At 45.8% G+C, this 26,924-nt stretch carries 23 protein-coding genes; 15 read left to right on the top strand and 8 right to left on the bottom strand.

The annotated features are described in order from the left end of the window. Window positions 1-9: 9 nt before the first annotated feature. From nqrF to ACTQ53_RS03190, 6 genes are all read right to left on the bottom strand, one after another. Entirely contained in the window at window positions 10-1,284 is a 1,275-nt protein-coding gene (gene nqrF, locus ACTQ53_RS03215; protein ID WP_089542481.1) for an NADH:ubiquinone reductase (Na(+)-transporting) subunit F, read from the bottom strand. A gap of 144 nt (window positions 1,285-1,428) precedes the next feature. Further along, window positions 1,429-2,052 carry an NADH:ubiquinone reductase (Na(+)-transporting) subunit E gene (nqrE, locus tag ACTQ53_RS03210; protein ID WP_006848996.1) on the bottom strand — a complete coding sequence of 208 codons (624 nt, stop codon included), beginning with the start codon at window positions 2,050-2,052 and terminating at the stop codon, window positions 1,429-1,431. Window position 2,053: 1 nt separating this feature from the next. Continuing rightward, the gene (locus ACTQ53_RS03205) at window positions 2,054-2,680 is read right to left on the bottom strand and encodes an NADH:ubiquinone reductase (Na(+)-transporting) subunit D (RefSeq protein ID WP_441932000.1); all 627 of its coding nucleotides are present in this window, start codon (window positions 2,678-2,680) and stop codon (window positions 2,054-2,056) included. A 123-nt stretch (window positions 2,681-2,803) separates the two neighbouring features. Then, complete coding sequence (locus ACTQ53_RS03200; RefSeq protein ID WP_089542478.1) at window positions 2,804-3,406, bottom strand: FMN-binding protein; 603 nt, start codon at window positions 3,404-3,406, stop codon at window positions 2,804-2,806. An 18-nt stretch (window positions 3,407-3,424) separates the two neighbouring features. Continuing rightward, entirely contained in the window at window positions 3,425-4,582 is a 1,158-nt protein-coding gene (locus ACTQ53_RS03195) for an NADH:ubiquinone reductase (Na(+)-transporting) subunit B (RefSeq protein WP_441931999.1), read from the bottom strand. Between the two features lie 27 nt (window positions 4,583-4,609). Continuing rightward, entirely contained in the window at window positions 4,610-5,965 is a 1,356-nt protein-coding gene (locus ACTQ53_RS03190) for a Na(+)-translocating NADH-quinone reductase subunit A (RefSeq protein WP_294968191.1), read from the bottom strand. 390 nt (window positions 5,966-6,355) lie between these two features. Between ACTQ53_RS03190 and ACTQ53_RS03185 the strand changes: the two genes are divergently transcribed. From ACTQ53_RS03185 to ACTQ53_RS03160, 6 genes are all read left to right on the top strand, one after another. Continuing rightward, window positions 6,356-10,657, top strand: a complete 4,302-nt coding sequence (locus ACTQ53_RS03185; protein ID WP_441931997.1) for a translocation/assembly module TamB domain-containing protein — start codon at window positions 6,356-6,358, stop codon at window positions 10,655-10,657. A 323-nt stretch (window positions 10,658-10,980) separates the two neighbouring features. Continuing rightward, complete coding sequence (locus ACTQ53_RS03180) at window positions 10,981-12,228, top strand: phosphoglycerate kinase (RefSeq protein WP_089542760.1); 1,248 nt, start codon at window positions 10,981-10,983, stop codon at window positions 12,226-12,228. A gap of 197 nt (window positions 12,229-12,425) precedes the next feature. Continuing rightward, window positions 12,426-14,120 (top strand): putative transporter, encoded by a 1,695-nt coding sequence (locus ACTQ53_RS03175; protein ID WP_295347418.1) that lies wholly within the window; start codon window positions 12,426-12,428, stop codon window positions 14,118-14,120. Window positions 14,121-14,345: 225 nt separating this feature from the next. Continuing rightward, the gene (locus ACTQ53_RS03170) at window positions 14,346-15,359 is read left to right on the top strand and encodes an OadG family protein (RefSeq protein WP_441931995.1); all 1,014 of its coding nucleotides are present in this window, start codon (window positions 14,346-14,348) and stop codon (window positions 15,357-15,359) included. 111 nt (window positions 15,360-15,470) lie between these two features. Continuing rightward, window positions 15,471-15,935: a biotin/lipoyl-containing protein gene (locus ACTQ53_RS03165; RefSeq protein WP_441931994.1), complete on the top strand. Its 465-nt coding sequence runs from the start codon at window positions 15,471-15,473 to the stop codon at window positions 15,933-15,935. 94 nt (window positions 15,936-16,029) lie between these two features. Next, window positions 16,030-17,178, top strand: coding sequence for a sodium ion-translocating decarboxylase subunit beta (locus ACTQ53_RS03160; RefSeq protein ID WP_441931993.1), 1,149 nt, complete (start codon window positions 16,030-16,032; stop codon window positions 17,176-17,178). Window positions 17,179-17,264: 86 nt separating this feature from the next. Here the strand turns inward: ACTQ53_RS03160 and ACTQ53_RS03155 are convergent, their stop codons facing one another. Together ACTQ53_RS03155 and rfbC are read right to left on the bottom strand one after the other, a co-directional pair. Next, entirely contained in the window at window positions 17,265-18,068 is an 804-nt protein-coding gene (locus ACTQ53_RS03155) for a DUF4738 domain-containing protein (protein WP_295347412.1), read from the bottom strand. Between the two features lie 13 nt (window positions 18,069-18,081). Continuing rightward, window positions 18,082-18,636, bottom strand: coding sequence for a dTDP-4-dehydrorhamnose 3,5-epimerase (rfbC, locus tag ACTQ53_RS03150; protein ID WP_295347410.1), 555 nt, complete (start codon window positions 18,634-18,636; stop codon window positions 18,082-18,084). A gap of 138 nt (window positions 18,637-18,774) precedes the next feature. Here rfbC and ACTQ53_RS03145 point away from each other — a divergent pair, with 138 nt between their 5' ends. The 9 genes from ACTQ53_RS03145 to lysA all read left to right on the top strand — a co-directional run bounded on the left by ACTQ53_RS03145 (window position 18,775) and on the right by lysA (window position 26,886). Further along, entirely contained in the window at window positions 18,775-19,869 is a 1,095-nt protein-coding gene (locus ACTQ53_RS03145; protein WP_295347408.1) for an HU domain-containing protein, read from the top strand. 32 nt (window positions 19,870-19,901) lie between these two features. Then, window positions 19,902-20,435, top strand: coding sequence for an FHA domain-containing protein (locus tag ACTQ53_RS03140; protein ID WP_153122835.1), 534 nt, complete (start codon window positions 19,902-19,904; stop codon window positions 20,433-20,435). Window positions 20,436-20,637: 202 nt separating this feature from the next. Beyond that, complete coding sequence (gene hisH, locus ACTQ53_RS03135; RefSeq protein WP_294968158.1) at window positions 20,638-21,279, top strand: imidazole glycerol phosphate synthase subunit HisH; 642 nt, start codon at window positions 20,638-20,640, stop codon at window positions 21,277-21,279. After that, window positions 21,276-21,995, top strand: coding sequence for a 1-(5-phosphoribosyl)-5-[(5-phosphoribosylamino)methylideneamino]imidazole-4-carboxamide isomerase (gene hisA, locus ACTQ53_RS03130; RefSeq protein ID WP_217759853.1), 720 nt, complete (start codon window positions 21,276-21,278; stop codon window positions 21,993-21,995). The genes hisH and hisA overlap by 4 nt, the downstream gene beginning before the upstream one ends. A gap of 55 nt (window positions 21,996-22,050) precedes the next feature. Further along, entirely contained in the window at window positions 22,051-22,830 is a 780-nt protein-coding gene (hisF, locus tag ACTQ53_RS03125) for an imidazole glycerol phosphate synthase subunit HisF (RefSeq protein WP_153122829.1), read from the top strand. A 30-nt stretch (window positions 22,831-22,860) separates the two neighbouring features. After that, entirely contained in the window at window positions 22,861-23,508 is a 648-nt protein-coding gene (gene hisIE / locus ACTQ53_RS03120) for a bifunctional phosphoribosyl-AMP cyclohydrolase/phosphoribosyl-ATP diphosphatase HisIE (RefSeq protein WP_441931991.1), read from the top strand. A gap of 28 nt (window positions 23,509-23,536) precedes the next feature. After that, window positions 23,537-24,253: a cell division ATP-binding protein FtsE gene (locus tag ACTQ53_RS03115; RefSeq protein ID WP_153122825.1), complete on the top strand. Its 717-nt coding sequence runs from the start codon at window positions 23,537-23,539 to the stop codon at window positions 24,251-24,253. Between the two features lie 38 nt (window positions 24,254-24,291). Continuing rightward, complete coding sequence (locus tag ACTQ53_RS03110) at window positions 24,292-25,611, top strand: aspartate kinase (RefSeq protein WP_217759855.1); 1,320 nt, start codon at window positions 24,292-24,294, stop codon at window positions 25,609-25,611. A gap of 117 nt (window positions 25,612-25,728) precedes the next feature. Beyond that, window positions 25,729-26,886, top strand: coding sequence for a diaminopimelate decarboxylase (gene lysA / locus ACTQ53_RS03105; protein ID WP_153122821.1), 1,158 nt, complete (start codon window positions 25,729-25,731; stop codon window positions 26,884-26,886). Window positions 26,887-26,924: the final 38 nt, after the last annotated feature.

Genomic DNA, 26,924 nt, shown 5'->3' with positions numbered 1-26,924 from the left:
CCTTTCAGATTATCCGAAGTTATCATACATGATGCTCTCAGGATCAACTCCCAGAGAATCCAGATAATCTGTAACGGTCTTGATCAGCATTGGAGGTCCGCAGAGATAGTACTCGCAATCCTCTGGTGCCTCGTGATCCTTCAAGTAGGTATCACGGATGCAGTTAACAGCAAAGCCCTCGTAGTACTTCACGCCCTGAGCATCTGCCACTGGGTCCTTGCGGTCCAATGAAAGATGGAAGTGGAAGTTAGGGAATTCCTTCTCAAGCTCCCAGAAGTCCTCAAGGAAGAATGCCTCACCCAATGCACGCGCTCCGTAGAAGAAGTGAAGCTCACGATCTGTGGTGTGCAGGGTCTTGGTCATGTGCATGATCTGAGCACGCAATGGAGCCATACCGGCACCACCACCAATCCAGATCATCTCCTTGCCTGATGTGAAATTAGGATGGAAGTCGCCGTAAGGACCACTCATCATTACCTTGTCGCCTGGTTTCAGAGAGAAGATGTAAGAAGAAGCGATACCTGTAGGTACGTTCTGGAATCCTACCTGTGGACGTGGCAAGAATGGAGTTGTGGCGATACGGACAGTAAGAGTGATGATATCACCCTCGTCTGGATAGTTCGCCATAGAGTAAGCACGAACGGTAGGCTCTGGATTGTGAGCCTTGAGAGAGAAGATATTGAACTTCTTCCATGCTCCGATGTACTCCTCGCCAATGAGATCCTTGTCGAAGTCCTTGTCGTAATCGATGCAGTCGTATGCAGGAATCTTGATCTGAGCGTAAGAACCCGGAACGAAGTCCATGTGCTCGCCTGGAGGCAGAGCCACCTTGAACTCCTTGATAAATGATGAAACGTTCTTGTTGGAGATAACCTCGCACTCCCACTCTTTCACGCCCATCACGCTCTCAGGCACCTTGATCTTCAGGTCGCCCTTCACCTTGCACTGGCATCCCAGACGCCAGTGGTCCTTAATCTGCTTGCGGGTGAAGTGAGGCTTCTCGGAATCGAGAATCTCGCCGCCGCCCTCGAGCACCTGAACCTTACACTGGCCACAGCTTGCCTTACCGCCGCAGGCAGAAGGCAGGAAGATGCCGTTCTCATTCAGCGTAGTCATCAAACTGCTGCCCTGAGGCACGTTGATGGTCTTGTCGCCATTGATTTCGATATTTACATTTCCGCTAGGGCTCAGATACTTCTTAGCCACGAGCAGGATGATAACCAGCAGGAGAATCACCACGAGGAAAACTCCGATACTAGCCAATATAAATGATGTATTACCCATATTTTTATACTTTGAAATTTGAACTTTGAACATTGAACTTTATGATATGCTTTGTATTGAACCTATACCCATCTCAGCTCGTATATGAGAGATAAGAAAAGGTAATCATAAAGTTCAAATTTCAAAGTTCAATGTTCAATGTTATTAAATTTTCAAGCCTGAGAAGCAAAGCATAGCCATTGCCATGAGGCCTACTGTGATAAATGTGATGCCGAGTCCCTGCAGTGGCTTTGGCACGTCGCAATACTGCATCTTCTCGCGGATGGCTCCCATCAGAACGATGGCGAGAGTCCAACCCAAACCGGAACCTACGGCATAAACGATGCTATCCCATACAGAGGTGATAGCCTGAGTATTGGTAGGCTCCATCAGGATGCGCTGCTGCATGAAGAGCGATGCACCCATGATGGCACAGTTTACGGCAATCAATGGCAGGAAGATACCCAGCGCTGCATAGAGCGATGGTGAGAACTTCTCTACAATCATCTCTACCAGCTGCACGATGCCGGCGATGACGGCGATGAAGAGGATGAAGCTCAGGTAAGTGAGGTCAACACCCAGAATGCCATCGGCGCTGAGCACCTTGGTCTGCAACAGGTAATCTACAGGCACGGTGATGAGCAACACGAAGGTTACTGCCAAGCCCAAGCCCAAAGAGGTCTTCACGTTCTTGGATACTGCCAAGTATGAACACATACCCAGGAAGTAGGCGAAGATCATGTTATCGACGAAAATCGAACGGAAAAACAAACTTATTGCGTGCTCCATCTTACTTCTCCTCCTTATAAATATAGGCACGATGTACCCAGATTACACATCCAACGAGGATCAATGCCATGGCTGGCATGGTCATCATACCGTTGTTAACATATCCAAAGCTGTAAGCTCCCTCTGGAATCAGCTGGAAACCGAGCAGAGAACCACGGCCCAAAAACTCACGCACTGCACCCACAATCACGAGGATGAGGGCGTAACCCAAACCATTACCTACACCATCGAGGAATGAAGGCCAAGGCTTGTTCATCATGGCGAATGCCTCCAAACGACCCATCAGGATACAGTTGGTGATGATCAGACCCACATACACTGAGAGCTGCACGCTCACGTCGTAGGCAAAAGCCTTCAACACCTGGCTCACGATGGTAACCAGGGCAGCAACTACCACCAGCTGGACGATGATACGGATGCGCTGAGGGATGGTGTTGCGGATGATGGAAATAATCACGTTAGAGAATGCCGTGATGATAGTAACGGCAAGTCCCATCACAATGGCTGGCTTCAGCTGGGAAGTAACAGCCAGGGCACTACAGATACCAAGCACCTGGACGAGGACAGGGTTGTCGCCGTTCAGTGGCTTGATGAATGCCTCCTTATTTTGTTTACTAAATAATGCCATATTATTTACTTTGAATTTTGAATTTTGAACATTGAACTTTATGATATGTATATATTTCTCTAAACTTCATCTAAGCTCGAAAGCTAATCATAAAGTTCAAATTTCAATGTTCAACGTTCAATGTTATTTAATGAATTTAGCAAGACCTTCCTTGAGCATGGCATCCACACCGTCGGATGTCAATGTAGCACCGGTAACGGCATCCACATTGTTTGGGTCGCCGGCAGGAGCGTCTTTCTCAACGCCCAGAGCGATGCCCTCTACTCCATCCTTGTGAATCTTCTTGCCCTGGAACTTCTGCTGCCACTTCAGGTTGTCCTTGATTTCAGCACCCAGTCCGGCTGTCTCGCCTTCGTGGTTGAAATATACGCCATAGATGGTGTTGTTGTCGGCATCAACGGCGATGAAGCCTGAAATGCCACCCCAAAGCCCCATACCCTTCACGGAATATACGGTCTTCTTCTGACCATCAATCTCGCACTCGTAATACTTCATGCCGTCCTTCTCCTTCTCGTCCTTCACCACCTCTTTATATTTGGCAGCCGCAGTAGCGTTGTCAAGGTCGCGCAGGTTGAGGGAGTTCAGAATCTGCTTCTGAGTATCAAGAGCCACGTTGGCATCCTGTGTTGCCTTCAGCGAAGAAGACACGAACGCGAGCAGGAATGCCACGATTACCACGATGATAACCGAATAGATAATAGTATAGCTATTTGAATTTGTCTTCATATCTACATTCCTCCTACATTATTTAATAGCACGTTTAGCACGGCGAGAGATGTTGCTCTGAACTACACAGTAGTCGATGAGTGGAGCAAACATGTTGCCGAAGAAGATAGCGAGCATCATACCCTCTGGATAACCTGGGTTCATCACACGTACGATAACGGCGATGGCACCGATGAAGAATCCGTAGAAGTACTTACCTTTCTCTGTACGGGCAGAGGTTACAGGGTCGGTAGCCATGAACACGGCACCGAAGCAGAAACCACCCAGCACGATGTGCTCATACCAAGCGATAGGTGTCATACCGAGAGCCTGGAAGATAAGCGCCATCACGATGCCGCCTGCGAATACGCTGCCCATGGTCTTCCATGATGCGATGCCTGTCCAGAGAAGGATGATGGCACCGATGGCGATGGCGATGACTGAAGTCTCACCGATACAGCCAGGAATGAAACCGATGATAGAATCGCAGAGACTAGCTGAAGGCATGCTGCCCTGAGCCAGCTGACCGAGAGGAGTAGCAGCAGTAAAGCCATCAGGCAGGGTATTACCCAAACCGAAGATAGCATCCTTAGCCACCCAGACCTTATCACCACTCATAGCCAATGGATATGAGAAGAAGAGGAACATACGGGCACCCACAGCCACATTGAAGATGTTCATACCTGTACCACCGAAGATTTCCTTGCAGAAGATGACTGCGAAGGCGCACGCCAGAGCGAGCATCCACAGCGGTGTAGAGATAGGAATGATCAATGGGATGATGATACCGCTGACGAGGTAACCCTCCTGGATTTCCTCATGCTTCCACTGAGCCCAGGCAAACTCGATGCCGAGACCCACGATGTAGCTAACCAGCAACTTAGGAAGGACAGCCAGGAATCCGAAGCCGAAGACCTCGATGAAGCTGGTAGCATCCAGTGTACCTGCAGCCTTGAAATTCTGGTATCCCACATTATACATACCGAAGAGCAAAGCAGGAATCAGGGCGATTACCACAAAGCTCATGATGCGCTTCGAGTCGATTGAATCGTGGATGCTGGCTCCGCTCTTCGCTGTCGTATTTGGCACGTACAGGAAGCTCTCAAAACCGTCAAACACGCTCTCGAAGGCATGCAGCTTACCTCCCTCTTGGAAGTTAGGCTTTATCTTATTGAGATAATTTCTTAATGCACTCATTATTTTAATAATTAACAGTACTAAAAACTAAGCATTCTCCTTGCGCAGGGTGTTCAAGCCCTCACGTACTATCTTCTGCAATTCGAGCTTAGAGCTATCCACGAACTCAGCTACCGCAAAGTCCTCAGGACTAATCTCGTAGATACCGAGCTGCTCCTGCTTGTCGATATCGCCTGCGATGATTGCCTTGATGAGATACTCACCGAAGATGTCCATAGGGAGAACCTGGTCGTACTCGCCGCTCATAATCATATGGCGCTCGCCACCCTTGATGCGGGCATCGAGATTGTACTCCTTCTTCTTGCCGAAGAGCCAGGAGAGATAAGAACGCGATGTAGAGAACTGGTTGGTGCGTGGAAGAATCCAGCCCAACATCTCGTCGCAGTCGTCACCCTCTGGGATGGCTGTGATCTCTGATGTGTGTCCGCCTACAAAATCTGCCACGGTAGTCTTGGTACCGGTCAATGGATTACCATTGATAAGACGTACATGTTCTGTAGCCTTCAACTGATTACCAACAAAAGTACTCAGCGGTGTACCAACCAAAACATCAGCATAACCCGGTTTCTTCATTTCGCTACCAGCAACAGCAACCACCTTGTGAAGGTTAACCTTGCCAGTAAGGAACAAACGACCAAAGAAAATAACTGATGCAGGATCAACGGTCCAAACCACCTCACCCTTATTAACAGGATCGATGTTGTTCACCTGAACACCCACATTACCTGCAGGACAAGGACCATCAAACACATTCACCTCTACATTCTTGGCGCCAGTCAAAGCAGCACTCTGCTGCTGAGCACCAATACCGAGATAAGTTTTCGCAATCTTGCTCAAGGCTGTCAAACCTGCCTGGAAAGCATCCTCGTTGCCAGCGAGTTCCACCTCAAAGTCGGAAGCCAAAGGCATGTCTCGAAGTGCAGACACGAAAATCGCCTTAGGCTCTGTACCAGGTGTGGTTGACACAGCATAAGGCAACTGGTTGATGTAACCGAACAGACCAGCCTCAAGCAATGCCTGCTTAACAGCTTCGCCATCCAATGCATCCACATTCTTAGCACCAAAATCCGTAGAGGTCTGCACAGCGTCGGCTTTCACCTTTACGCATAGCACCTTGCGGCGCTCACCTCGCTCAATGGCAGTGACTTCACCGCTCACTGGTGAGGCAAACTTCACCTCTGGGCAAGCCTTGTTCACAAACAAGGCGTCTCCGGCGTTGACATGGTCACCTTCGCGTACGACAACCTTAGGAGTAACGCCCTCGAAAGCAGCAGGTACCAGCGCATATTCGCTAGCCTGAGCCACAGGAACAGTTACATCCTTGGAAGCCTTACCCGTAAGGTTTATGTCCAAGCCTTTACGTAACTTAATTACATTTGCCATAACTACATTTAAATTTATAAAAATACTTTATATTCTAATTCTAAACCGTTTTCTACATATTATTTCAGAAACTTCATTCTAAAGTTGCCGTTATTTTTCTTCTATAAATTAGTCAAAACATTCAAATATTGGTGCAAAAATAGTGAAAATTTGTGAGATATGGAAGAAAAATCTGCGAATTATTCGAATATTCGCTAAAAATAGAGTACTTTTGCACTAAAATTTAATGATTATGCAATAAGCAAAAGAGAAATTGACACTTGCAGTTTACAAAAATGAGTCAGTAGCTCAACATTAATTAAGATTTATAAACTAGAAAATTTATCAGCTCTGAAACGCATTAAACATATTATCATAGGCATTGTCTGGACGCTTGCTGCGATCTATTTCATGCTCATCGTACTGGTGCAGTTGCCACCAGTACAAGCCTTCATTGGCTCTCAAGCAGCCAGTGCTTTAAAGGACAAGTTTGGAACAGAAGTAAATATAGGGAAGGTAAATCTGGGTTTTCTGAACCGCATTATCATCGATGACGTGATGATGAAAGATCAACAGGGAGACAGCATGATCTACGCTTCGCGCATTTCTGCAAAAATAGATCTTCTGCCGCTGAAGGAAGGAAAGATTTCCATTTCTTCAGCACAACTGTTTGGATTGAATGCCAACCTCTACAAGCAGAATGCAAGAAGCAAGACCAACTTCCAGTTCCTACTCGATTCACTGGCATCTAAAGATACTACCAAGCATACTCCTCTCGATTTACACATCGGAAGCATTATCATCCGTCATGGCGCAATTGCCTATAACCAGCGAGATGTAGCAGCCATAAATGGTATTTTTTCGCCTAAGCACATCGGCATCCGGGAATTGTCAACACACGTCATTATCGACCATATTACCGATACAGATATACACCTGGTTATCAAAAAATTATCTTTTTCGGATAAATCAGGACTTCAACTAAAGAATTTACGTTTCAAAGTAGATATTAACCAGCAGGAAGCCATCCTCAGAAACTTCCATCTGGCACTGCCCCACTCACAGGTAGAGTTGATGGATCTGCATGCCACCTATCGCATGCAGGAAGGCAAGATTGTGATGCCAAGCCTACAATTCAAAGGAGGCATCAAACCATCTCAGGTAACCCTTTCCGACATTGCCTGCCTTGTTCCAGCACTTAGGAACTTCGATGATGAGTTAACACTTGAGTGCAATTTTTCTGGCTCCAGCACATCGCTCAGATGTCCGAACCTCAACTTCAAAACACGTAGTGGAAGCATCTTTTTCAACGCAAACGGAAAAGTAGCCAACTTCGACTTTGCCTCAAAGAAAGAAAAGGACAAGACGACAACGAATGGCTCAAGCGCAAGAAGCAGGAACGACCTCCACTGGAATGTAAACATCAACACACTTAAGCTATCGGGCGATGGTATCAGACAAATAGCCAAGAACTTCGGCAAGAAAATCAACATTCCACAAGAAGTATTGCGCCTTGGTGATATATATTTTAAAGGTATCGTTTATGGTAAAGGACCAAGTATCGGTACACAAGGCAACCTGCGAACCGATGTGGGCAATGCCAGTCTAAAAGCCGAAAAGAAAGGTGAAAATCTCTTGGCTCGCATAGACACCAAGGGTATTCTACTTGGGAAAATAATCAACAGCAAGCAGCTAGGTACCCTGGCTGCCACTCTCGACATACATGGCACCAAGAAGCACCTCTTTGCAAAAGGAAGCATTCCTAGACTGAACTTCAACAAGTACAACTATCGCAACATCAAAATTGACGGAAGCTACAACCAGGGACTCCTGGAAGGATTGGCAGCCATTGCCGACCCTAATATCGACCTGCAGGTAAGCGGACAATACCATATCAAGAAAAAGCAATATGCAGCTACAGCCAACATCAACCACCTTCTGCCTAGCATCTTAGGCATAAAGATGGCTGACCCTAGCTACACACTCGACAATATCAGTGTGAGTGCCAAGAACGAAGGCAGAGACAGCTACTTCGACCTGGAAGCTCCATTTGCAGATATCCACGTAAAGGGACAGTACGACTATGCAACTCTCTATCAGAGCTGCAAGAACTTAGTGGCCAGCAAACTGCCTACCCTACCAGGAATCGGCAAGATTTCGAATCAAGCCAGAAACAACTTTGCCATCAACCTGGAGGTTCGCTCTACCGAGATTCTCAGAAGAATGCTCGGCATTCCTCTCGACATCAACAGTCCAATCTATGCTGATGGCATGATTTCCGATAAGGAAAAAGCAGCCAACCTCTATGCAAATATCCCAGGATTTGTATATAACGGAAAGGCATTCAGCAACGGCTTGGTTAATGTTCACACTCAGGGCGACACGCTGAAACTGAAGGCTAGTATCCAGCAAGGAGCACAGGGCACAGTTGGTCCTATCGTCAACATCAAGGCGGCAGCAGCCAACAACACCCTCGCCACTCAGTTGCATTACGACAACCGTTCCAAGAAACTGCCAGTAGATGCTACTCTCCAATCGCTGGCTCAGTTCTATAAGAATCAGAATGATGTATCAACAGCCCATATCAGCGTATTGCCATCACAGTTTAAACTTGGCGACAAACCTTGGGAAGTACATCCTTCAGAAATAACATACAGCAAGAATCATCTAGAGATAGATCACTTTGCCGTAAGTCACAACCAGCAGCACATCATCATCGACGGCCTCGCCACTCCAAACAAGAAAGACTCTATTGTGGCAGACCTGAAGGATGTAGACGTAGCGTATATTCTGAACCTGGTCAACTTCCATTCGGTAGACTTCACCGGAAGAGCTTCGGGCAAGGCTATCGTAAAAAGCATTTTCAACGATCCTGACGCACAAGCTCACCTGGACGTCAAGGAGTTCACCTTTGAGAATGGACCGTTGGGTATATTGCACGCCAATGTATGCTACAATAAGGAGCAGGAGCAGATTGACATCAACGCTGTGGCAGATGACGGTCCAGAACACCAAACCCTCATTGCCGGCTATGTATCTCCTAAGCGCAATTATATAGATCTTGGTATTGATGCAAGAGGAACCAGCATGAAGTTTATAGAGAACTTCTGCGGCAGCTTTATGGACAACGTAGAAGCTTGGGGCAACGGAAAGTTGAATGTCGTAGGCAATCTGAGCAACATCAACCTCGTTGGCGACATCGTGGCACATGGCAAGATGCACATGAAGCAGCTGAATACCGACTACACTTTCAACAGACTGCGTGCCCATGCCATTCCTGATGATATCCAGTTAGAAGGAGATACCATCTACGACCGCAACAACAACTTTGCCATCGTCAATGGCGGCATCCACCATAAACACCTCACCAAATTGAGTTACGACCTTGACCTGAAGGCTCGTAATTTTCTGGGATATGACACCCATGAGTTTGGAGACAACACCTTCTATGGCACGGTTTATGCAACAGGCGATGTAGGCATTCACGGCAAGAGCGGAGAAACCATTATAGACATCAATGCAGAACCAGAAAAAGGAAGTATCTTCGTATACAATGTAGCCAGCCCTGACGCCATCAGCGATAAGAGCTTTATACACTGGCATGAGATTATACCGGAACTTGCCGACAGTATCAACAGGCAGATGACACTCAAGGATCAAGAAGATAATGACGACATCGACTTCTCATCGGATATGCGCATCAACTTCCTCGTCAATACCAACCAGAACCTCACCCTGAAGCTCATTATGGACGAGCAGTCAGGTGACTATATCTCTCTGAACGGAAACGGTGTGATTAGAGCCAATTACTATAACAAAGGAGCATTCGACATGTTTGGCAACTATGTGGTAGATCATGGCATGTATAAACTCACAATCCAGAATCTTATCAAGAAGGAGTTTGAATTCATGCATGGCGGAACCATTGCCTTCGGTGGAAATCCATACAATGCGCCTCTCAATCTGCAGGCAAAATACACGGTAAACGGTGTACCACTGAGCGACCTCAGCATAGGAAAATCTTTCAGCAGCAACAACATCCGTGTAGACTGCCTGATGAATATCACAGGCACACCGGAATCTCCGAAAGTAGACTTCTCCATGGATTTGCCAACAGTAAACAGCGATGCTAAACAGATGATTTACTCTATCATCAATTCACAGGAAGAGATGAACCAGCAGGTACTCTACCTCTTAGGAATCGGCCGCTTCTATTCACAGACAAACAACAATCAGGCAAGCGAAGATGCTGCCCAACAGAGTCAGACATCATTAGCCATGCAGAGTCTTCTGAGCGGCACCATCTCACAACAGATAAACACTGTACTTTCCAATGTCGTAAAGAGTAACAACTGGAATTTCGGTGCAAATATTTCTACGGGTGACGAAGGCTTCAATAATGCCGAGTATGAGGGCATCCTGAGTGGCAAGCTACTCAATAACCGCCTGTTGTTCAATGGTCAGTTTGGCTATCGCGACAATGCGAATGCCACACAGAGTTTCATCGGTGATTTTGACATGAGATACCTCATTTTCCCGAATGGTAATTTGGCTATCCGAATGTATAACCAGACAAACGACCGTTACTTTACCCGTAACAGTCTTAACACACAAGGCCTCGGTCTCATCATGAAGAAAGACTTCAACGGTTGGCGTGACTTCTTTGGAATCAACAGATTGAAGAAGAAGAAAAAGAAAAGCGAAAAGAAGTAACGATACAAAAAGAAAAAAGGCAAAAAGCGTAACTGGCACCGTCACAGTTACGCTTTTTGCTACCTAGATATTGCAATTCATTGCCATCTAGAACAAAAAATGATTAAAACGTCGGCAAACATTTGGCTATACCAATTATTTTTCTTACTTTTGCCTACGCATTGAGTTGAAAAATATTTAATTCAAGGAAGACTCGAGATTAACAGTGCTGAAAGGACCAGTCTGTATACAGATAAGTTTCCAAATAAAAGCAGCTACCTACTCGGGAATTCAGAAAAGAGAAATAAACAATTAAGTAATAACTAATATAAAATTTAGGAAAAATGAAGATTGAAAATTTTAACTTTGCCGGTCACAAGGCAATCGTACGCGTTGATTTCAACGTGCCATTGGATGAAAATGGTAATGTAACAGACGACACTCGTATCCGTGGTGCCCTCCCTACTTTGAAGAAGGTTCTCGCTGACGGCGGTGCGCTCATCATGATGAGCCACATGGGCAAGCCAAAGGGCAAGGTTAAGCCAGAGCTTTCTCTCTCTCAGATTGTAAAGAACGTTTCTGACGCTCTCGGTGTAGAGGTTAAGTTCGCTAAGGACTGCGGTAACGCTGATGCTGAGGCTGCTGCCTTGAAGCCAGGTGAGGCTCTCTTGCTCGAGAACCTTCGTTTCTATCCAGAAGAGGAAGGCAAGCCAGTTGGCGTAGAGAAGGGTACACCTGAGTTCGACGCTGCTAAGGCTGAGATGAAGGAGCGCCAGAAGAAGTTCGCTGCTAAGTTGGCTTCTTACGCTGATGTATATGTAATGGATGCATTCGGTACAGCTCACCGCAAACACGCTTCTACAGCTGTTATCGCAGATTCATTCGACAAGGATCACAAGATGCTCGGTTTCTTGATGGAGAAAGAGGTAAAGGCTGTTGACGCAGTTCTCGGCAACATCAAGCGCCCATTCACAGCTATCATGGGTGGTTCTAAAGTTTCTACCAAGATTGGTATCATCGAGAACCTGTTGACTAAGGTTGACAACCTGATTCTCTGCGGTGGTATGACTTACACATTCTCTAAGGCTCTCGGTGGCAAGATCGGTATGTCTATCTGCGAGGATGACAAGCTCGACGTTGCTCTTGACGTAATCAAGAAGGCTAAGGAGAACGGCGTAAACCTCGTACTCGGTACAGACTCTATCTGCGGTGACGACTTCAAGAACGACTGCAATACACAGGTTTGCCCATCTAACAACATCCCTGACGGTTGGGAGGGTATGGACGCAGGTCCTGAGACTCGCAAGGCATTCGCTGCAGCTATCAAGGGCGCTAAGACAATCCTCTGGAATGGTCCTGCAGGTGTATTCGAGTTCGACAACTTCGCTGGTGGTTCTAAGGCTATCGCTGACGCAATCGCTGAGGCTACTAAGGAAGGTGCATTCTCACTCATCGGTGGTGGCGACTCTGTAGCTTGTATCAACAAGTTCGGTTTGGCAGATCAGGTATCTTATATCTCTACAGGTGGTGGTGCTCTCCTCGAGGCTATCGAGGGTAAGGTATTGCCAGGTGTAGCAGCTATTGAGAAGTAATCAATAGGTATCTATATACATAGTTCGGGGGCATCCCATTGCGGATGTCCTCGATTTTTCAGTTATCAGATATAGGTATCCTAACGAAGGTAGCCATATCCGGTACACACCTTAATAAGAAAAGATACCAAACAGACTCAATCGATCTTTCAAAATTCCCTTTAATCATTATAAAATTAAAATTTTAAATCAAATTCATGGATTGGATTATTAATCTTTTCACCAATACGGAGTCAGTGGCACACATCGCCCTACTCTATGCAATAGTGATTGCCATTGGTGTCTATCTAGGCAAGATCAAGATTTTCGGCATCTCGTTGGGTGTAACCTTCGTGCTCTTTGCTGGTATCTTGGCTGGACATGTAGGCTTTACAGGCCCAAAAGAAATCCTCACCTTCGTACAAGACTTTGGATTGATTCTCTTCGTCTTCATGATTGGTTTGCAGGTAGGTCCAGGTTTCTTCGAGAGTTTTAAGAAAGGTGGTGTAACCCTCAATATGTTGTCGGCTTCTGCCATCTTGCTCAACATCCTGGTGATGTTCGGATGTTATTACCTCTTTTTTGACACCAGCAATCCTAACAACCTGCCAATGATGGTAGGTACGCTCTATGGTGCCGTTACCAACACCCCTGGTCTTGGTGCCGCCAACGAGGCTTTGCTCAGCGTTTTCCCTAATGGCGCTCCTAGTATCGCCAACGGTTATGCCTGCGCTTACCCTCTCGGTGTAGTTGGTATCATCGGTGCAACCATCCTTATCAAGTACATCTGTAAGATTGATACAGATGAGGAGGAACAGCAGTTGAACGATGAGGACGCGGCTAACCCTCATGCCAAGGCTCATAATATGCATTTGCGCGTTGAGAACGCTTACATTACTGGAAGAACCTTGAGAGAGGTTTCTGAGTTCTTGAATCGAGACATTGTCTGCTCTCGTATTCTCCACGACGGAGTAGTAAGTATTCCTAACAGCAAGACACATTTCGAGGTTGGCGATGAGTTGCTCGTTGTTTGTGCAGAGGCAGATGCTGAAGCAATCAAGGCTTTCATCGGTCCCGAAGTAGAAGCAGAATGGGATCGCGAGAAGGATGAAGTTCAACATTTCGTATCTCGCCGTATCATCGTTACCCGTCCAGAGATGAATGGTAAGACCCTCGGTAAGATGCACTTCTCCAGTGTATACGGTGTAAACGTTACCCGTATCTCACGCCAGGGTATGGACATCTTTGCTGGCAGAAACCACCACTTCCACGTGGGTGATAAAATCTTGGTTGTAGGTCCAGAAGAGAACGTAAACCGCGTAGCAGAAATTATGGGTAACTCTGTGAAGCGCCTTGATGCACCAAACATCGCTACCATCTTTATCGGTATCATGGTCGGTATCATCTTCGGTTCTCTCCCATTTGCTATTCCAGGCATGCCTGTACCTCTGAAATTGGGTATCGCAGGTGGTCCGCTGATTATCGCCATCCTCATCGGCCGTTTCGGCTATCGCATGAAGCTGGTAACCTATACCACAACTTCGGCTAATATGATGCTGCGAGAAATAGGTTTGGTACTCTTCCTGGCAAGTGTGGGAATCAAGGCTGGTGCCGGATTCTGGGATACAGTGGTACAGGGCGACGGATTGAAATATGTGGGATGCGGTTTCCTCATCACCATCATTCCTATCCTCATCATCGGTACTATCGCTCGATTGAAGTTTAAGTTTAATTACTTTACTATCATGGGTATGCTTGCCGGTACTTATACCGACCCTCCAGCATTGGCTTATGCCAACGCATCATGCTCTAAGGAGGCTCCAGCCGTAGGTTACTCTACTGTATATCCATTGAGTATGTTCCTCCGTATCTTTACAGCTCAGATTGTTGTGCTGTTCTTCTGCGGAGGATAAAGGCTTACAAAAGTTAACAAAACAACTAGTAATAGTTATAAATTATAAAAGAGGTGCACAAAGATAAAAATTTGTGCACCTTTTTTTGTTGCCTTTTCAGAAATTATTCGTACCTTTGAGCACAAGAAATAAACCTAATGAATCTATAGAAACATCTGAAGTTTCTACATGATAAAAGAGTATTTCGAAACAAGAAACAATAACCCTATAAAACGTTAGAAGCGTATGAAGAAATTGGGATTTTTGATAACCATGCTAGTCTTCACTTCCTTGCCCACTTGGAGTCAAGGAGCCAAGAGCATCCGTATTACGGAGGTGATGACCAACAACCGTACAAATCTTGTAGATGAGTACGGCCTGCACAAATCATGGGTGGAATTAAGCAATTCCTCCTTTACCACGTATAATGTGCGTGGTATGTTCCTAACCACCGACCGAAGGGTTCTCGACAAGAAAATGTCGCCAGAACTACGCCGCCAACTGATGTGTCCATTACCGAACAATGAACCCCGAACCACACTGGGGGGCAAGAAGAGTATCATCATCTTTGACAGCAGTTCCTGGTACAAAGATGGCCGTAACGGGCATCAATGGAAGGCAAAGGATTCTGCCAAAACGGGACCTTTTCATCTCAACCTTATTCTTCAGGAAAAGAAGACCAACTGGATAGCGCTTTATGATGGAAATGCCGTCGACCTGATAGACTCCGTAAGTGTGCCGATATTGGCAGCCGACGAGAGCTACAAGTTGAGCCAGGATTTCAAGACATGGGATAAAGCCATTGCAGGTGCCATAACTCCAGGCTATCTGCCACAGCACGTAGGCTTGAGCAAGGCGCAGCTTCTAAAGAAGCAGGACCCCTACGGCATCGGCATAGCCGTACTTTCAATGGGAATTGTATTCTCTTGTCTCGCCCTGCTCTTCGTCGTATTCTGGGCATTCGGAGCCTACATGAAACACAAACAGCGCATTGCCCGCGCCACAGAGAAGCATGCCACCTTATTATATAAGACGGGTAAGAAGACCATCGAGGTAACGCAAGACCTGAGTCATAAGACCAACGTGATTCTGAAAGATGGTCTGAAAACCAAGGGAATCGATAAGGAAATTTATATGGCAGTGATTTCACTCGCCCTCAAGGAATATCTGGAGGATGTACATGATGTGGAATCTGGCATCATTACCATCAAACCTAAACAGACAAGATGGAATGCTCCGAAATTTAAAAATATTAAGTAAAGAACGAAAAGTGAAGAGTGAAGAAACAACGTTCGGCGACCGAGGGGTAAGCCTATTCTACAGCTTTACACTTCATAGAGTTCAAAGTTCAATGTTCAAAATTCAAAGGATATGAAGTATCAATATACAGTGAAAGGTATCGACTATGAGGTCGAAATCCAAGATATAGAAGGCAATATCGCCAACGTAACCGTAAATGGCATCCCATTCGAAGTGGAAATGAAACTGCCTGTGAAGGCTGGCAAGCAGAAAGTGAAGTTGAGTGGAGAACAAAAGGAATCAGCACCGACTACCACATCGACCGCAACAGCCACACCGGCAGCAACCACAACAGCTGCCACCCAACCTGCCGCTGCAGCCTCCGGCAAGCCAGTAGTAGCCCCTCTGCCAGGAACCATCAATGAAATCAAGGTGAAGGTGGGCGACAAGGTTAACACTGGCGATACCGTCGTGATCCTTGAAGCCATGAAGATGCAGAACAACATCGAGGCTGAGACTTCCGGAACCATCACCAGCATCAACGTGAACAAGGGCGATGCCGTGATGGAAGGAGATACACTGGTGACTATCGCCTAACACGCGATAAAGCAGGAACAACTATGATTACTCTTTCAAACAAGAAAACTAATCATAAAGTTCAAAGTTCAACTTTCAAAGTTCAAAGTAAATTATGGATTTCATCATACAAAACTTCAATGAGTTCCTGACCTATACTGGCTTTGCAAATGCCACGGCAGGAAATCTCGCCATGATTGTAGTGGGAGCCCTCTTTATCTGGCTTGCCATTAAGAAGGATTTCGAACCGCTTCTTCTGGTTCCTATCGGACTAGGTATCATTCTTGGCAACATCCCCTTCCGTGCAGATGCCGGACTAGAGATTGGCCTGTACGAAGACAACTCAGTATTAAACATTTTCTACCAAGGAGTAAAGCTGGGTTGGTATCCCCCACTCGTCTTCCTGGGTATCGGAGCGATGACAGACTTCTCTGCATTGATATCCAACCCGAAGCTGATTCTGATTGGAGCCGCCGCCCAATTTGGCATCTTCGGTGCTTACATGATAGCCTTAGCGCTAGGTTTCGAACCCAATCAGGCAGCCGGCATTGCCATCATAGGGGGTGCTGACGGACCTACCGCCATCTTCCTGAGCAGTAAGTTAAGTCCTAACCTGATGGGAGCCATCGCCGTTTGTGCCTACTCCTACATGGCATTGGTGCCAGTAATCCAGCCTCCATTGATGCGTCTGCTCACCACCAAGGAAGAGCGTATCATCAAGATGAAGCCAGCCCGCCAGGTATCGCAGACCGAGAAGATTCTCTTCCCAATCGTAGGTTTGCTGCTCACAACCTTCATCGTACCATCGGGACTTCCATTGCTCGGCATGCTCTTCTTTGGAAATCTTCTGAAGGAAAGCGGAAAGACTACCCGACTTGCCAAGACGGCAGGTAGCAGCCTGAATGACATCGTGGTGATGCTGCTCGGACTTACCGTGGGATGCTCCACTCAGGCATCGGAGTTCCTGACACTGAATACCATCAAGATTTTCGCCCTCGGTGCCCTGGCATTCATCATCGCTTCATCCAGCGGTATCCTCTTCGTGAAACTGATGAACCTCTTCCTGCCAAAGGGCAAGAAGCTGAACCCGCTCATCGGAAACGCCGGCGTGAGTGCCGTGCCAATGAGCGCCCGCATCAGTAACAACCTCGGTTTGGAGTACGACCGCCACAACTTCCTGCTCATGCACGCCATGGGCCCTAATGTTGCAGGAGTTATCGGTTCTGCCGTAGCAGCAGGAGCCCTGCTTGGCTTCTTCAATTAAACGATAAAAGGGAATTTGCTCATTTGCAAATTCCCTTTTATCATATATAGGTTTATTACTTCTTTCTATCTTTCCCGAAAAACAGCTTAGCTTTTCCGGATTGTCATTTTACCTTCACGCGAAATGATGATTTCCACCTGATAACTCATACTGCTATCCGGCATCGCCAGCACCACTCTATAATGAACGCCATCAGCATCAACCTTTCTGAACACGATATCACTCAATATCGATTGCTTCAAGAACTCATGAGGAACCTGCTCCTTGAAATCCTCCTTGCGGAAATCTCGACCAAAAATCTTGCGGGAGCCTTGATAGATATTTACATTTACGATATTATCATGGTAAACATTATCAACCTCTACCCCATCATCGTTGTAGTTGCTCTTATAGACCTTGAAAGTTGTAGGATTCACCTGTACATACAGATGCAATTTCTCATCTCCAGCATTCACAACCGTATCACGCTTTACAAGCTTGTTCTGATTAAGTGTCACAGGCTGTTCATGAGAGAATTGCTGCAGATAAGACAGATCATCAGTCTTGACAAGCTTGACAATATCACCATTCTGAACCTTAAACTGGAAAATATGTGCAGCCTGCTTCATGATAGGATACTTGCTCAGATTAGCTCCTTTCATCACGAGCGTATCACCCAGAATGTAAAAGTACACAGGCTGGCTAGTAGAATCAGGATAATAGATTGTATCACCTTTAACCCGGAAGACAACATTATCCTCGTCATCTCCATCAAGCCAAATACCCTGCAACAGCTTCTTGGCAGTAGTATCCTCCTTTTGTTCAGGCTGTTCTTTTTCAGACTTCTGTCCACATGCAGCCACCCCCATCAGGAAGCATACCAACAACAAAATGTTAAATGCTTGTTTCATGTTAAATTTAATATTACTCAAAATAATCAGCCTCCTCAAAAGCCTTTGCCTTATTGAGGTCTTTATCTGAGAGTACAACGTTTTCGCCCTCTATAGGCCAAGATATACCTACGGTTTCATCATTCCACCTGATACTAGCCTCATGCTGCGGTGCATAGACGTTATCAACCTTATAAGTAAAAACAGCCTCCTCACTGAGCACAAGGAATCCATGGGCAAAGCCACGAGGAATAAAGAACTGGCGCTTATTATCCTCGCTCAATTCCACCATTATATATTTACCGAAAGTCTTGCTGCTCCGGCGCAAATCAACGGCAACATCCAGAACCTTGCCTTTGATAACACGTACCAGCTTAGCTTGTGAGAATTCACCTTTCTGATAATGAAGTCCGCGCAACACACCGAAACTAGACTTAGACTCGTTGTCTTGTATAAATTCCACATGATGACCTATATGCTCATCAAACTCTGCCTGTTTCCATGCCTCGAAGAAATAACCTCGGGCATCATTGAAAACCTTAGGTTGGATAATCCAAACGCCATCGATTTCTGTTTCTGTATATTCCATTATACCTTATTTATTTTTTGGCACAAAGATAATGTTTTTTCTCGGAATGACAAAACAATTAGAACTTTTTATCATTCCGGATAAAATTTTCTTCAAAAACCGTTGGTCTTTTCCGAAAAAATAGCTACCTTTGCAAACGTGAATGAACTAAAAAGACATATAGAGATCCTACTTTTGAGCAACGATTGCGTGATTGTCCCAGAGTTTGGTGGCTTCATGGCTCATCATGTAGATGCACGTTACGATGGCAGAGACAACATGTTTTTGCCACCGCTGAGAACCATTGGCTTTAATCCACAGCTCACAATGAACGATTCTCTGCTCGCACTTTCATACGTAGAAACCTATGACATCAGCTACCCAGAAGCGCTGAACCGTATTGCAGATGAAGTTGCAGAAATCAAACAGACATTGGAGAATACAGGCAGATTCGAACTCAACGATATCGGCACCATCATATTGAATGAAACCGGCAATTATACTTTCGAACCTTGTGAAGCTGGCATCTTAACACCTGAGCTGTATGGTTTAGGCGGTTTCGACATGCTTCCACTCGCACAGATTTCGAATACGGAAACAGCCGAACATACTACAGTCGTTGAGATGACTGCAGACGAATACAAGCCTGCTCAGCAGAGAGAGAGTTCCGACATTAAGAAAGAGGCAAACATTGTCTCTGCCAACAACTCCGTATTCATCAACGAAGAAGAGGAAGAAGAGAACTCAAGTACAGAATTTATCAGTATCCGAAAGAGTTGGCTTCGCAATATAGCTGCAGCCTGCATCGCCATCATTGCTTTTTTCACACTTTCTACCCCATTAGGCACTTCTAATGTCCAGAAGAGTCAAATCGACACAGGTATGCTTACCAAGGTAATGCCTAAGGAATTGACACAGCCTGCCCACGAGTTGGTATTAGCCAACAATGTTCAGGCTGCAGAAACCCCTGCCGCCAATACTGGCAAGATGACCCAGGACAGCGAAATAACCACCACATCTTCTGCCTATTACAGCATTGTACTGGCTAGCCGTATTACCAAGCGCAATGCTGCCACATACGCAGAATATTTACAGAACAAGGGGTTCAAGGAAGCTCGAGTACTTATCACCGATACCAATGTAAAAGTAATCTACGGATCGTACAGCACAGAAAATGAGGCATATACAGCTCTCAATCGCTTACACAGCTATGAGGAGTTCACGGATGGCTGGATTACAAAAGTAAAGGAATAATCAAGAAACAAAAGAAATAAAGAAAAAAACATATGAAAAGAGTACGCTGCCCGAAATGCGATAATTTCATCACATTCGATGAAACCAAGTATGAAGCAGGTCAAAGCCTCGTCTTCGTTTGCCCAAACTGCAACAAACAGTTTGGAATCCGCATGGGTGTATCCAAACTTCGCGAAACCCGCAAGGAAGAGACTATAGACGAAAATGCCAATGAAAACGGCGTGGGTTCTATCGTAGTTATCGAGAACGTATTCGCATACAAGCAGGTCATTCCACTTCAAATGGGTGATAATGTAATTGGCAGATACATGAAAAACAGTGGCATCAACTGTCCTATTGAGACTGTAGACCCTAGCGTAGACATGAACCACTGCGTCATCAATGTCAGCCGCGACAAAAAAGGACGTTTAAAGTACGTTCTCCGCGATGGTCCAAGCTATACAGGAACCTTCGTAGACAATGAGATATTGGGCGACCGTGAACGACGTGTCATCGAAGACGGTACCCTCTTCACCATCGGAGCAACGAGTATCATTCTCAGAACGGCTGATAGCGAAGAAAAATAAAAGAAAAAATAGAAGACAAGATAAAATGACAGAAAAACCGTCTTTATTATCACCATTCGGGATAATAAAGACGGTTTTTCTGTCCCTTTTACTAACTATCTGCAAGAATTTTCCTTGTTTCCGTAATCTTTTTGCTAATATTTTCTTTAAATTGAAAGAAAATATGTACCTTTGCAACTGAAAATTAGAAACACGTTAGGTTATGGATGTAGCAATCGTAAAATACAATGCCGGAAACATCTATTCGGTAGTCAACGCCATGAAGCGTTTAGGGATTGAGCCTATGCTCACCGATGATGCCGAAATACTTCAGAAAGCAGACCGTGTACTCTTCCCGGGACAAGGTCAAGCTCGAGAAGCCATGGATTATCTAAAGGCACACAAACTGGATCAAGTGATAAAAAACTTGAAACAACCCGTCCTGGGCATCTGCGTAGGGCAGCAACTGTTGTGCCGTCACTCGGAGGAAGGCAATGTAGACTGCATCGGCATCTTTGATGTAGATGTAAAGCGTTTTCAACCGCAGAAGCATGAAGACAAAGTGCCAGCTATGGGATGGAATGAGATTTACGATTTGAAAACAGACCTTTATAGGGGATTCGGCAACAGAATTGACGAAACAGACGAAGTCATTTCAGATGCCTTATCACATCCCTACTCTTATTTCGTACATAGTTATTATGTACCTCTCTGCGAGGAGACAATCGCCAAGGCAGATTATATTCTTCCCTACAGCGCATCGCTCCACAAAGACAATTTCTTCACTTGCCAATTTCATCCGGAAAAAAGCAGCAAGGTGGGAGAACAGATTATAAAGAACTTCTTAGAGATAAAAGAAATATGATAGAATTAATTCCAGCCATCGACTTGATTAATGGTCAGTGTGTCAGACTTACCAAGGGCGACTACGACCAGAAAAAAGTCTACAATGATAATCCTGCCGAAGTGGCTAAACAATTTGAAAGTCTGGGATTTAAGAGACTTCATGTAGTAGACCTGGACGGTGCCAAATCAAAGCACATCGTGAATGATGCCGTACTGAAAGCCATCACTGCAGAGACAAATCTTGTGGTTGATTTTGGCGGTGGCATCAAGACCGAGGAAGATATAGAGAAGGCTTTTGCCGCTGGGGCAACGATGGTAACAGTGGGTAGTATCGCCGTGACCAATCCCGACCTTTTTATGGAATGGCTGGACAAGTATGGAGCAGATAAACTCATTCTGGGAGCCGATGTAAGAAACGGCAAGATTTCCATCAATGGCTGGAAAGAAGATTCTTCAGAAGACCTTCTTCCATTCCTCAAGAAGTACATTGATAAAGGAGTGCGCTACGTACTCTGCACGGAAATCAGCAAGGACGGAACCTTACAGGGTCCAGCCATCGACCTATATAAAAAGGTTATGGAAACCTACCCTCAGTTGCATCTCATCGCTTCTGGCGGTGTAAGCTGCAATGAAGACATACTGGCTTTGGAAGCCGCTGGCATTCCTGCCGTAGTCTTTGGAAAAGCATTCTACGAGGGTAAAATCAATATTGAAAAGCTGGTTGTTAGTGATTAGTTGTTAGTGATTAGTGATTAGCTAGGAGTTAAGTAATCATAAAGTTCAAAGTCCAATGTTCAAAGTTCAAAGTAAAAAAGGCTTGGCAAAACGAATCGTCCCTTGCCTCGATGTCAAGAACGGAGAGACAGTAAAGGGTACCAACTTCGTCAACCTCCGTAGTGCAGGCGATCCGGTAGAACTGGGTAAAGCCTATAGCGATGCCGGAGCCGACGAACTCGTCTTTCTCGACATTACTGCCAGCTTCGAAGAGCGCAAGACCTTTACCGATATGGTGACTCGTGTGGCTGCCGAAATCAACATTCCATTTACTGTGGGCGGTGGCATCAACGAGCTTAAAGACGTTGATCGTCTATTGAATGCAGGAGCCGACAAGGTGAGCATCAACAGTGCTGCCATCCGACATCCTGAACTCATCAATGAGATAGCCAATCATTACGGTTCTCAGGTTTGCGTATGCGCCATTGATGCCCGCCTGGATGCAGATGGATGGCATTGCTACGTGAAGGGTGGCCGAGAACGGGTAGAACTTGGCTTGTTCGACTGGGCAAAGGAAGTAGCTGACCGCGGTGCTGGCGAGATTCTCTTCACCAGTATGGATCATGACGGCGTAAAGCAAGGTTTTGCCAACGAAGCTCTTGCCCGACTGGCCGAAGAGGTAAGTATCCCAATCATCGCATCAGGTGGCGCAGGCAAGATGGAGCATTTCCGTGATGCATTCACATTAGGAAAAGCTGATGCAGCCTTGGCAGCCAGCGTCTTCCACTTTGGCGAAATCGCCATTCCTGACCTCAAGCACTACTTGAGAGAAGAAGGTATCAACGTGAGAATATAAAAAGAAAATAAACTGTTTAAACAAGATACAATGGAAATAGATTTTGAAAAAATGGGTGGACTTGTTCCGGCAATCATCCAGGACGCAGTAACCAAAAACGTCTTGATGCTTGGCTTCATGAACAAGGAAGCATACGATAAAACCATAGAAACAAAGAAGGTAACCTTCTGGAGCCGCTCCAGAAACTTCCTTTGGACAAAAGGCGAGACATCAGGAAATTTCCTCAACCTCGTCAGCATCCAGAACGATTGCGATAACGACACCTTATTGGTAAAGGTACATCCAGACGGACCTACCTGCCACAAGGGTACAGATACTTGCTGGGCAGAAGAGAACACTCTGAATCCGATTCTCTTCCTGTCAGAACTTCAAGACTTCATTGATAAGCGCCATGAAGAGATGCCAGAAGGCAGCTATACAACAAGTCTTTTCAAGAAAGGCGTTAACAAAATGGCACAAAAGGTTGGAGAAGAAGCAGTTGAGACTATCATCGAAGCCACAAACGGCAATGACGAAAAGCTCATCTACGAAAGTTCAGACCTCCTCTACCATCTCATCGTATTGCTCACCAGCAAGGGCTTGAGAATAGAAGATGTAGTGAAGGAATTACAGATGCGCCACGACCCGGAATGGGATAAGAAACGCCGCATAGCCAAAAGCAAGGGCGAGATGAAATAAACCAATAACAAAGAGAAAAAATTAGGAGATGTTAATAGATTATCAAAATGTAAGCATATACCAAGCCGACAAATGCATCCTCAAGGACATCAATTTCCATATTGATGAAGGCGAGTTTGCTTACCTTATCGGTAAAGTGGGATCTGGTAAGAGTTCTCTTTTAAAGACTCTTTATTGCGAGCTTGATCTAGTAGAAGGCGAAACCGAGAAAGCAGAAATCCTCGGTAGAGACCTCAAGACCATCAAGCGCAAGGAAATACCAGCATTACGCAAAGAACTGGGCATTATCTTCCAGGACTTCCAGCTGCTCCACGACCGCACAGTCCGCAAGAACTTTGAGTTCGTGCTCAAGGCAACTAAATGGAAGGGAAAGAAAGAAATCACCCAGCGCATTGAGGAAGTTCTCAACGAGGTTGGCATGATAGATAAAATCGACAAGATGCCTCATGAACTCTCTGGCGGTGAGCAGCAGCGTGTGGCTATAGCAAGAGCTCTGCTCAACAATCCTAAGATTATCATCGCAGATGAGCCTACGGGCAATCTCGACCCAGAGACTGCCACCAACATTGTGAGTCTGCTGAAAGACATCACCAAACAAGGCACCGCCGTAGTGATGACAACCCACAACATCCCGATGCTTGACAAATTCCCAGGTATCGTATATCGCTGCAAAGACGGAATTTTACGCGACGTAACAAAAGAATACAATCACATCGACCTCACCGAAGATGGCGAGGAGAATTAAATGAAATGTAAATTATAAATTATTAAAATATTACGACTATGAAGGTAATGAAATTCGGAGGTACTTCTGTAGGCTCACCAGAGCGCATGAAGGGAGTAGCCTCTTTGGTTACAGAATCAGGTGAACCAACTTTCATCGTATTGTCTGCGATGAGCGGTACAACAAACTCTCTCGTTGAGATCTCTGACTATCTTTACAAGAAGAACCCAGAGGGTGCAAACGAGGTAATCAACAACTTGGAGAAGAAATACATGCAGCACGTGGAAGAGCTCTACTCTACAGATGAGATGAAACAGACCACACGTGAGTTCCTGCAGGGAGAGTTCAACTATCTCCGCTCATTTACCAAGGATCTCTTCACTTCTTTCGAGGAGAAGAGCATCGTAGCTCAAGGTGAGATGATGAGCACCAACATGGTTGTAAACTACTTGAAGGAACAGGGCGTAAAGGCAGTATTGCTCAACGCATTGGATTTCATGCGCACAGACAAGAATGCTGAGCCAGATCCACAGTACATCAAGGAAAAGCTTGCCGCTCTCATGGAGGAGAACCAGGGCTATCAGATTTACATCACCCAGGGCTTCATCTGCCGCAATGCTTACGGTGAGATAGACAACCTCCAGCGTGGTGGTAGCGACTACACAGCATCACTCATCGGTGCAGCTCTCCCGGCTGAGGAGATTCAGATTTGGACAGATATCGACGGTATGCACAATAACGACCCTCGTATAGTTGAGCACACAGAAGCTGTTCGCCAGCTTAACTTTGAAGAGGCTGCCGAGTTGGCTTACTTCGGTGCAAAGATTCTCCATCCTACCTGCGTACAGCCAGCTAAGTATGCCGGCATTCCTGTACGCTTGAAGAACACCATGGATCCAAAGGCTGACGGTACCATCATCGACAACGTCATCGTTCGTGGCAAGATCAAAGCTGTTGCTGCCAAAGACAACATCACAGCTATCAAGATTAAGAGTAGCCGCATGTTGCTCGCCACAGGTTTCCTGCGCAAGGTATTTGAAATCTTCGAGAGCTACCAGACTCCAATCGACATGATTGCTACCTCAGAGGTAGGCGTGAGCATGAGTATCGACAACGACACTCACCTCAACGACATCGTCAATGAGCTGAAGAAGTATGGTACTGTTACCGTAGATGCAGACATGTGTATCATCTGCGTTGTTGGTGACCTGGATTGGAGCAATGTAGGCTTCGAGACCATCGCAACCGATGCATTGAAGAATATCCCTATCCGCATGGTTTCATACGGTGGCAGCAACTACAACATCTCATTCCTCATCAAGGAAAGAGACAAGAAGCAGGCATTACAGAACTTGAGCAAGGTATTGTTCGAGAAGTAATATAACAGTGAAGAACGAAGAGTGAAGAGTGGAGAATTCGTATGTAATGATTCCTGTCCACTCTTCGTTTGATTTCTAATTTGACTATAATAAAATTTTAATTTAAAACTAAGCGAAATGAAAGGAACATTTCCGATAGACAAATTTCAGGAGATACAGACTCCATTTTACTATTACGACACCAATGTGTTGCGCCAAACCTTGAAGACCATCAACGAAGAGGCTGGCAAACATCCGGGATTTGAGGTTCACTATGCCGTGAAGGCAAACGCCAATCCTAAGGTGCTCAACATCATCTGTCAGGCAGGATTAGGAGCCGACTGCGTGAGCGGAGGAGAGATTCAGGCTGCCATCAAGGCAGGTTTCCCTGCCAGCAAGATTGTATATGCAGGTGTAGGCAAGAGTGATTGGGAAATCAATCTCGGTCTGGAGAAGGGCATCTTCTGCTTCAATGTAGAGAGCATTCCGGAACTTGAGATTATTAACGAACTTGCAGAAAAACAGAATAAGATAGCTCAGGTTTGCTTCCGCATCAACCCTGATGTGGGCGCTCATACTCATGCCAACATCACAACCGGTCTGGCAGAGAACAAGTTCGGTATCGCCATGCGCGATATGGAGAGCGTCATCGAGGAAGCTGCAAAAATGAAGAACATCAAGTTCCTGGGACTTCACTTCCACATTGGTAGTCAGATACTTGACATGGGTGACTTCGAGGCTCTCTGCAACCGAATCAACGAGTTGCAGAACCAGCTGGAAGCTCATCATATCGTGGTTAAGAACATCAACGTAGGTGGTGGCCTGGGCATCGATTATAACCACCCTAACCGTGTACCAATCCCTGACTTCAAGGATTACTTTGATACATACGCCAAGAAGTTGAAGTTGCGTGATGGTCAGAAACTCCACTTCGAGTTAGGTCGTGCCGTAGTAGGTCAGATGGGAAGCCTCATCACCAAGACCCTCTACATCAAACAGGGTACAGCCAAGCAGTTCGCCATCGTTGATGCCGGAATGACCGATTTGATTCGCCCTGCCCTCTATCAGGCATATCACAAAATCGAGAATATCTCCAGCGATGAACCTATGGAGACATACGATGTGGTAGGCCCTATCTGTGAATCAAGCGATGTATTCGCTAAGGCAACCGACTTGAACAAGACCCATCGCGGCGACCTCATCGCTCTCCGCTCTGCCGGCGCTTACGGTGAGATTATGGCGAGTCAGTACAATTGCCGTCAGTTGCCAAAGGGTTACATCACTGAAGACTTTTAAAGTCAAATGCCATATGCCCCCAGAAGGGCAAAAGCATA

The sequence above is a fragment of the Prevotella sp. Sow4_E9_plate genome (assembly GCF_052116205.1).
Lineage (GTDB): Bacteria > Bacteroidota > Bacteroidia > Bacteroidales > Bacteroidaceae > Prevotella.
The sequence above is the reverse complement of the archived record's forward strand: the minus strand, read 5'-3'. Positions and strand labels throughout refer to the sequence as shown.

Excerpts from the sequence above, each read along its gene's own strand:
- ACTQ53_RS03170 (WP_441931995.1), top strand. The coding sequence starts at position 14,346 with ATGAAGAAATTGGGATTTTTGATAACCATGCTAGTCTTCACTTCCTTG.
- ACTQ53_RS03140 (WP_153122835.1), top strand. The coding sequence starts at position 19,902 with ATGAAAAGAGTACGCTGCCCGAAATGCGATAATTTCATCACATTCGAT.
- ACTQ53_RS03180 (WP_089542760.1), top strand. The coding sequence starts at position 10,981 with ATGAAGATTGAAAATTTTAACTTTGCCGGTCACAAGGCAATCGTACGC.
- ACTQ53_RS03205 (WP_441932000.1), bottom strand. The coding sequence starts at position 2,680 with ATGGCATTATTTAGTAAACAAAATAAGGAGGCATTCATCAAGCCACTG.
- hisH (WP_294968158.1), top strand. The coding sequence starts at position 20,638 with ATGGATGTAGCAATCGTAAAATACAATGCCGGAAACATCTATTCGGTA.
- ACTQ53_RS03195 (WP_441931999.1), bottom strand. The coding sequence starts at position 4,582 with ATGAGTGCATTAAGAAATTATCTCAATAAGATAAAGCCTAACTTCCAA.
- ACTQ53_RS03175 (WP_295347418.1), top strand. The coding sequence starts at position 12,426 with ATGGATTGGATTATTAATCTTTTCACCAATACGGAGTCAGTGGCACAC.
- ACTQ53_RS03160 (WP_441931993.1), top strand. The coding sequence starts at position 16,030 with ATGGATTTCATCATACAAAACTTCAATGAGTTCCTGACCTATACTGGC.
- ACTQ53_RS03115 (WP_153122825.1), top strand. The coding sequence starts at position 23,537 with ATGTTAATAGATTATCAAAATGTAAGCATATACCAAGCCGACAAATGC.
- hisIE (WP_441931991.1), top strand. The coding sequence starts at position 22,861 with ATGGAAATAGATTTTGAAAAAATGGGTGGACTTGTTCCGGCAATCATC.
- lysA (WP_153122821.1), top strand. The coding sequence starts at position 25,729 with ATGAAAGGAACATTTCCGATAGACAAATTTCAGGAGATACAGACTCCA.
- rfbC (WP_295347410.1), bottom strand. The coding sequence starts at position 18,636 with ATGGAATATACAGAAACAGAAATCGATGGCGTTTGGATTATCCAACCT.
- ACTQ53_RS03110 (WP_217759855.1), top strand. The coding sequence starts at position 24,292 with ATGAAGGTAATGAAATTCGGAGGTACTTCTGTAGGCTCACCAGAGCGC.
- hisF (WP_153122829.1), top strand. The coding sequence starts at position 22,051 with ATGTTCAAAGTTCAAAGTAAAAAAGGCTTGGCAAAACGAATCGTCCCT.
- nqrF (WP_089542481.1), bottom strand. The coding sequence starts at position 1,284 with ATGGGTAATACATCATTTATATTGGCTAGTATCGGAGTTTTCCTCGTG.
- ACTQ53_RS03190 (WP_294968191.1), bottom strand. The coding sequence starts at position 5,965 with ATGGCAAATGTAATTAAGTTACGTAAAGGCTTGGACATAAACCTTACG.
- nqrE (WP_006848996.1), bottom strand. The coding sequence starts at position 2,052 with ATGGAGCACGCAATAAGTTTGTTTTTCCGTTCGATTTTCGTCGATAAC.
- ACTQ53_RS03155 (WP_295347412.1), bottom strand. The coding sequence starts at position 18,068 with ATGAAACAAGCATTTAACATTTTGTTGTTGGTATGCTTCCTGATGGGG.
- ACTQ53_RS03200 (WP_089542478.1), bottom strand. The coding sequence starts at position 3,406 with ATGAAGACAAATTCAAATAGCTATACTATTATCTATTCGGTTATCATC.
- hisA (WP_217759853.1), top strand. The coding sequence starts at position 21,276 with ATGATAGAATTAATTCCAGCCATCGACTTGATTAATGGTCAGTGTGTC.
- ACTQ53_RS03165 (WP_441931994.1), top strand. The coding sequence starts at position 15,471 with ATGAAGTATCAATATACAGTGAAAGGTATCGACTATGAGGTCGAAATC.
- ACTQ53_RS03185 (WP_441931997.1), top strand. The coding sequence starts at position 6,356 with ATGCTCATCGTACTGGTGCAGTTGCCACCAGTACAAGCCTTCATTGGC.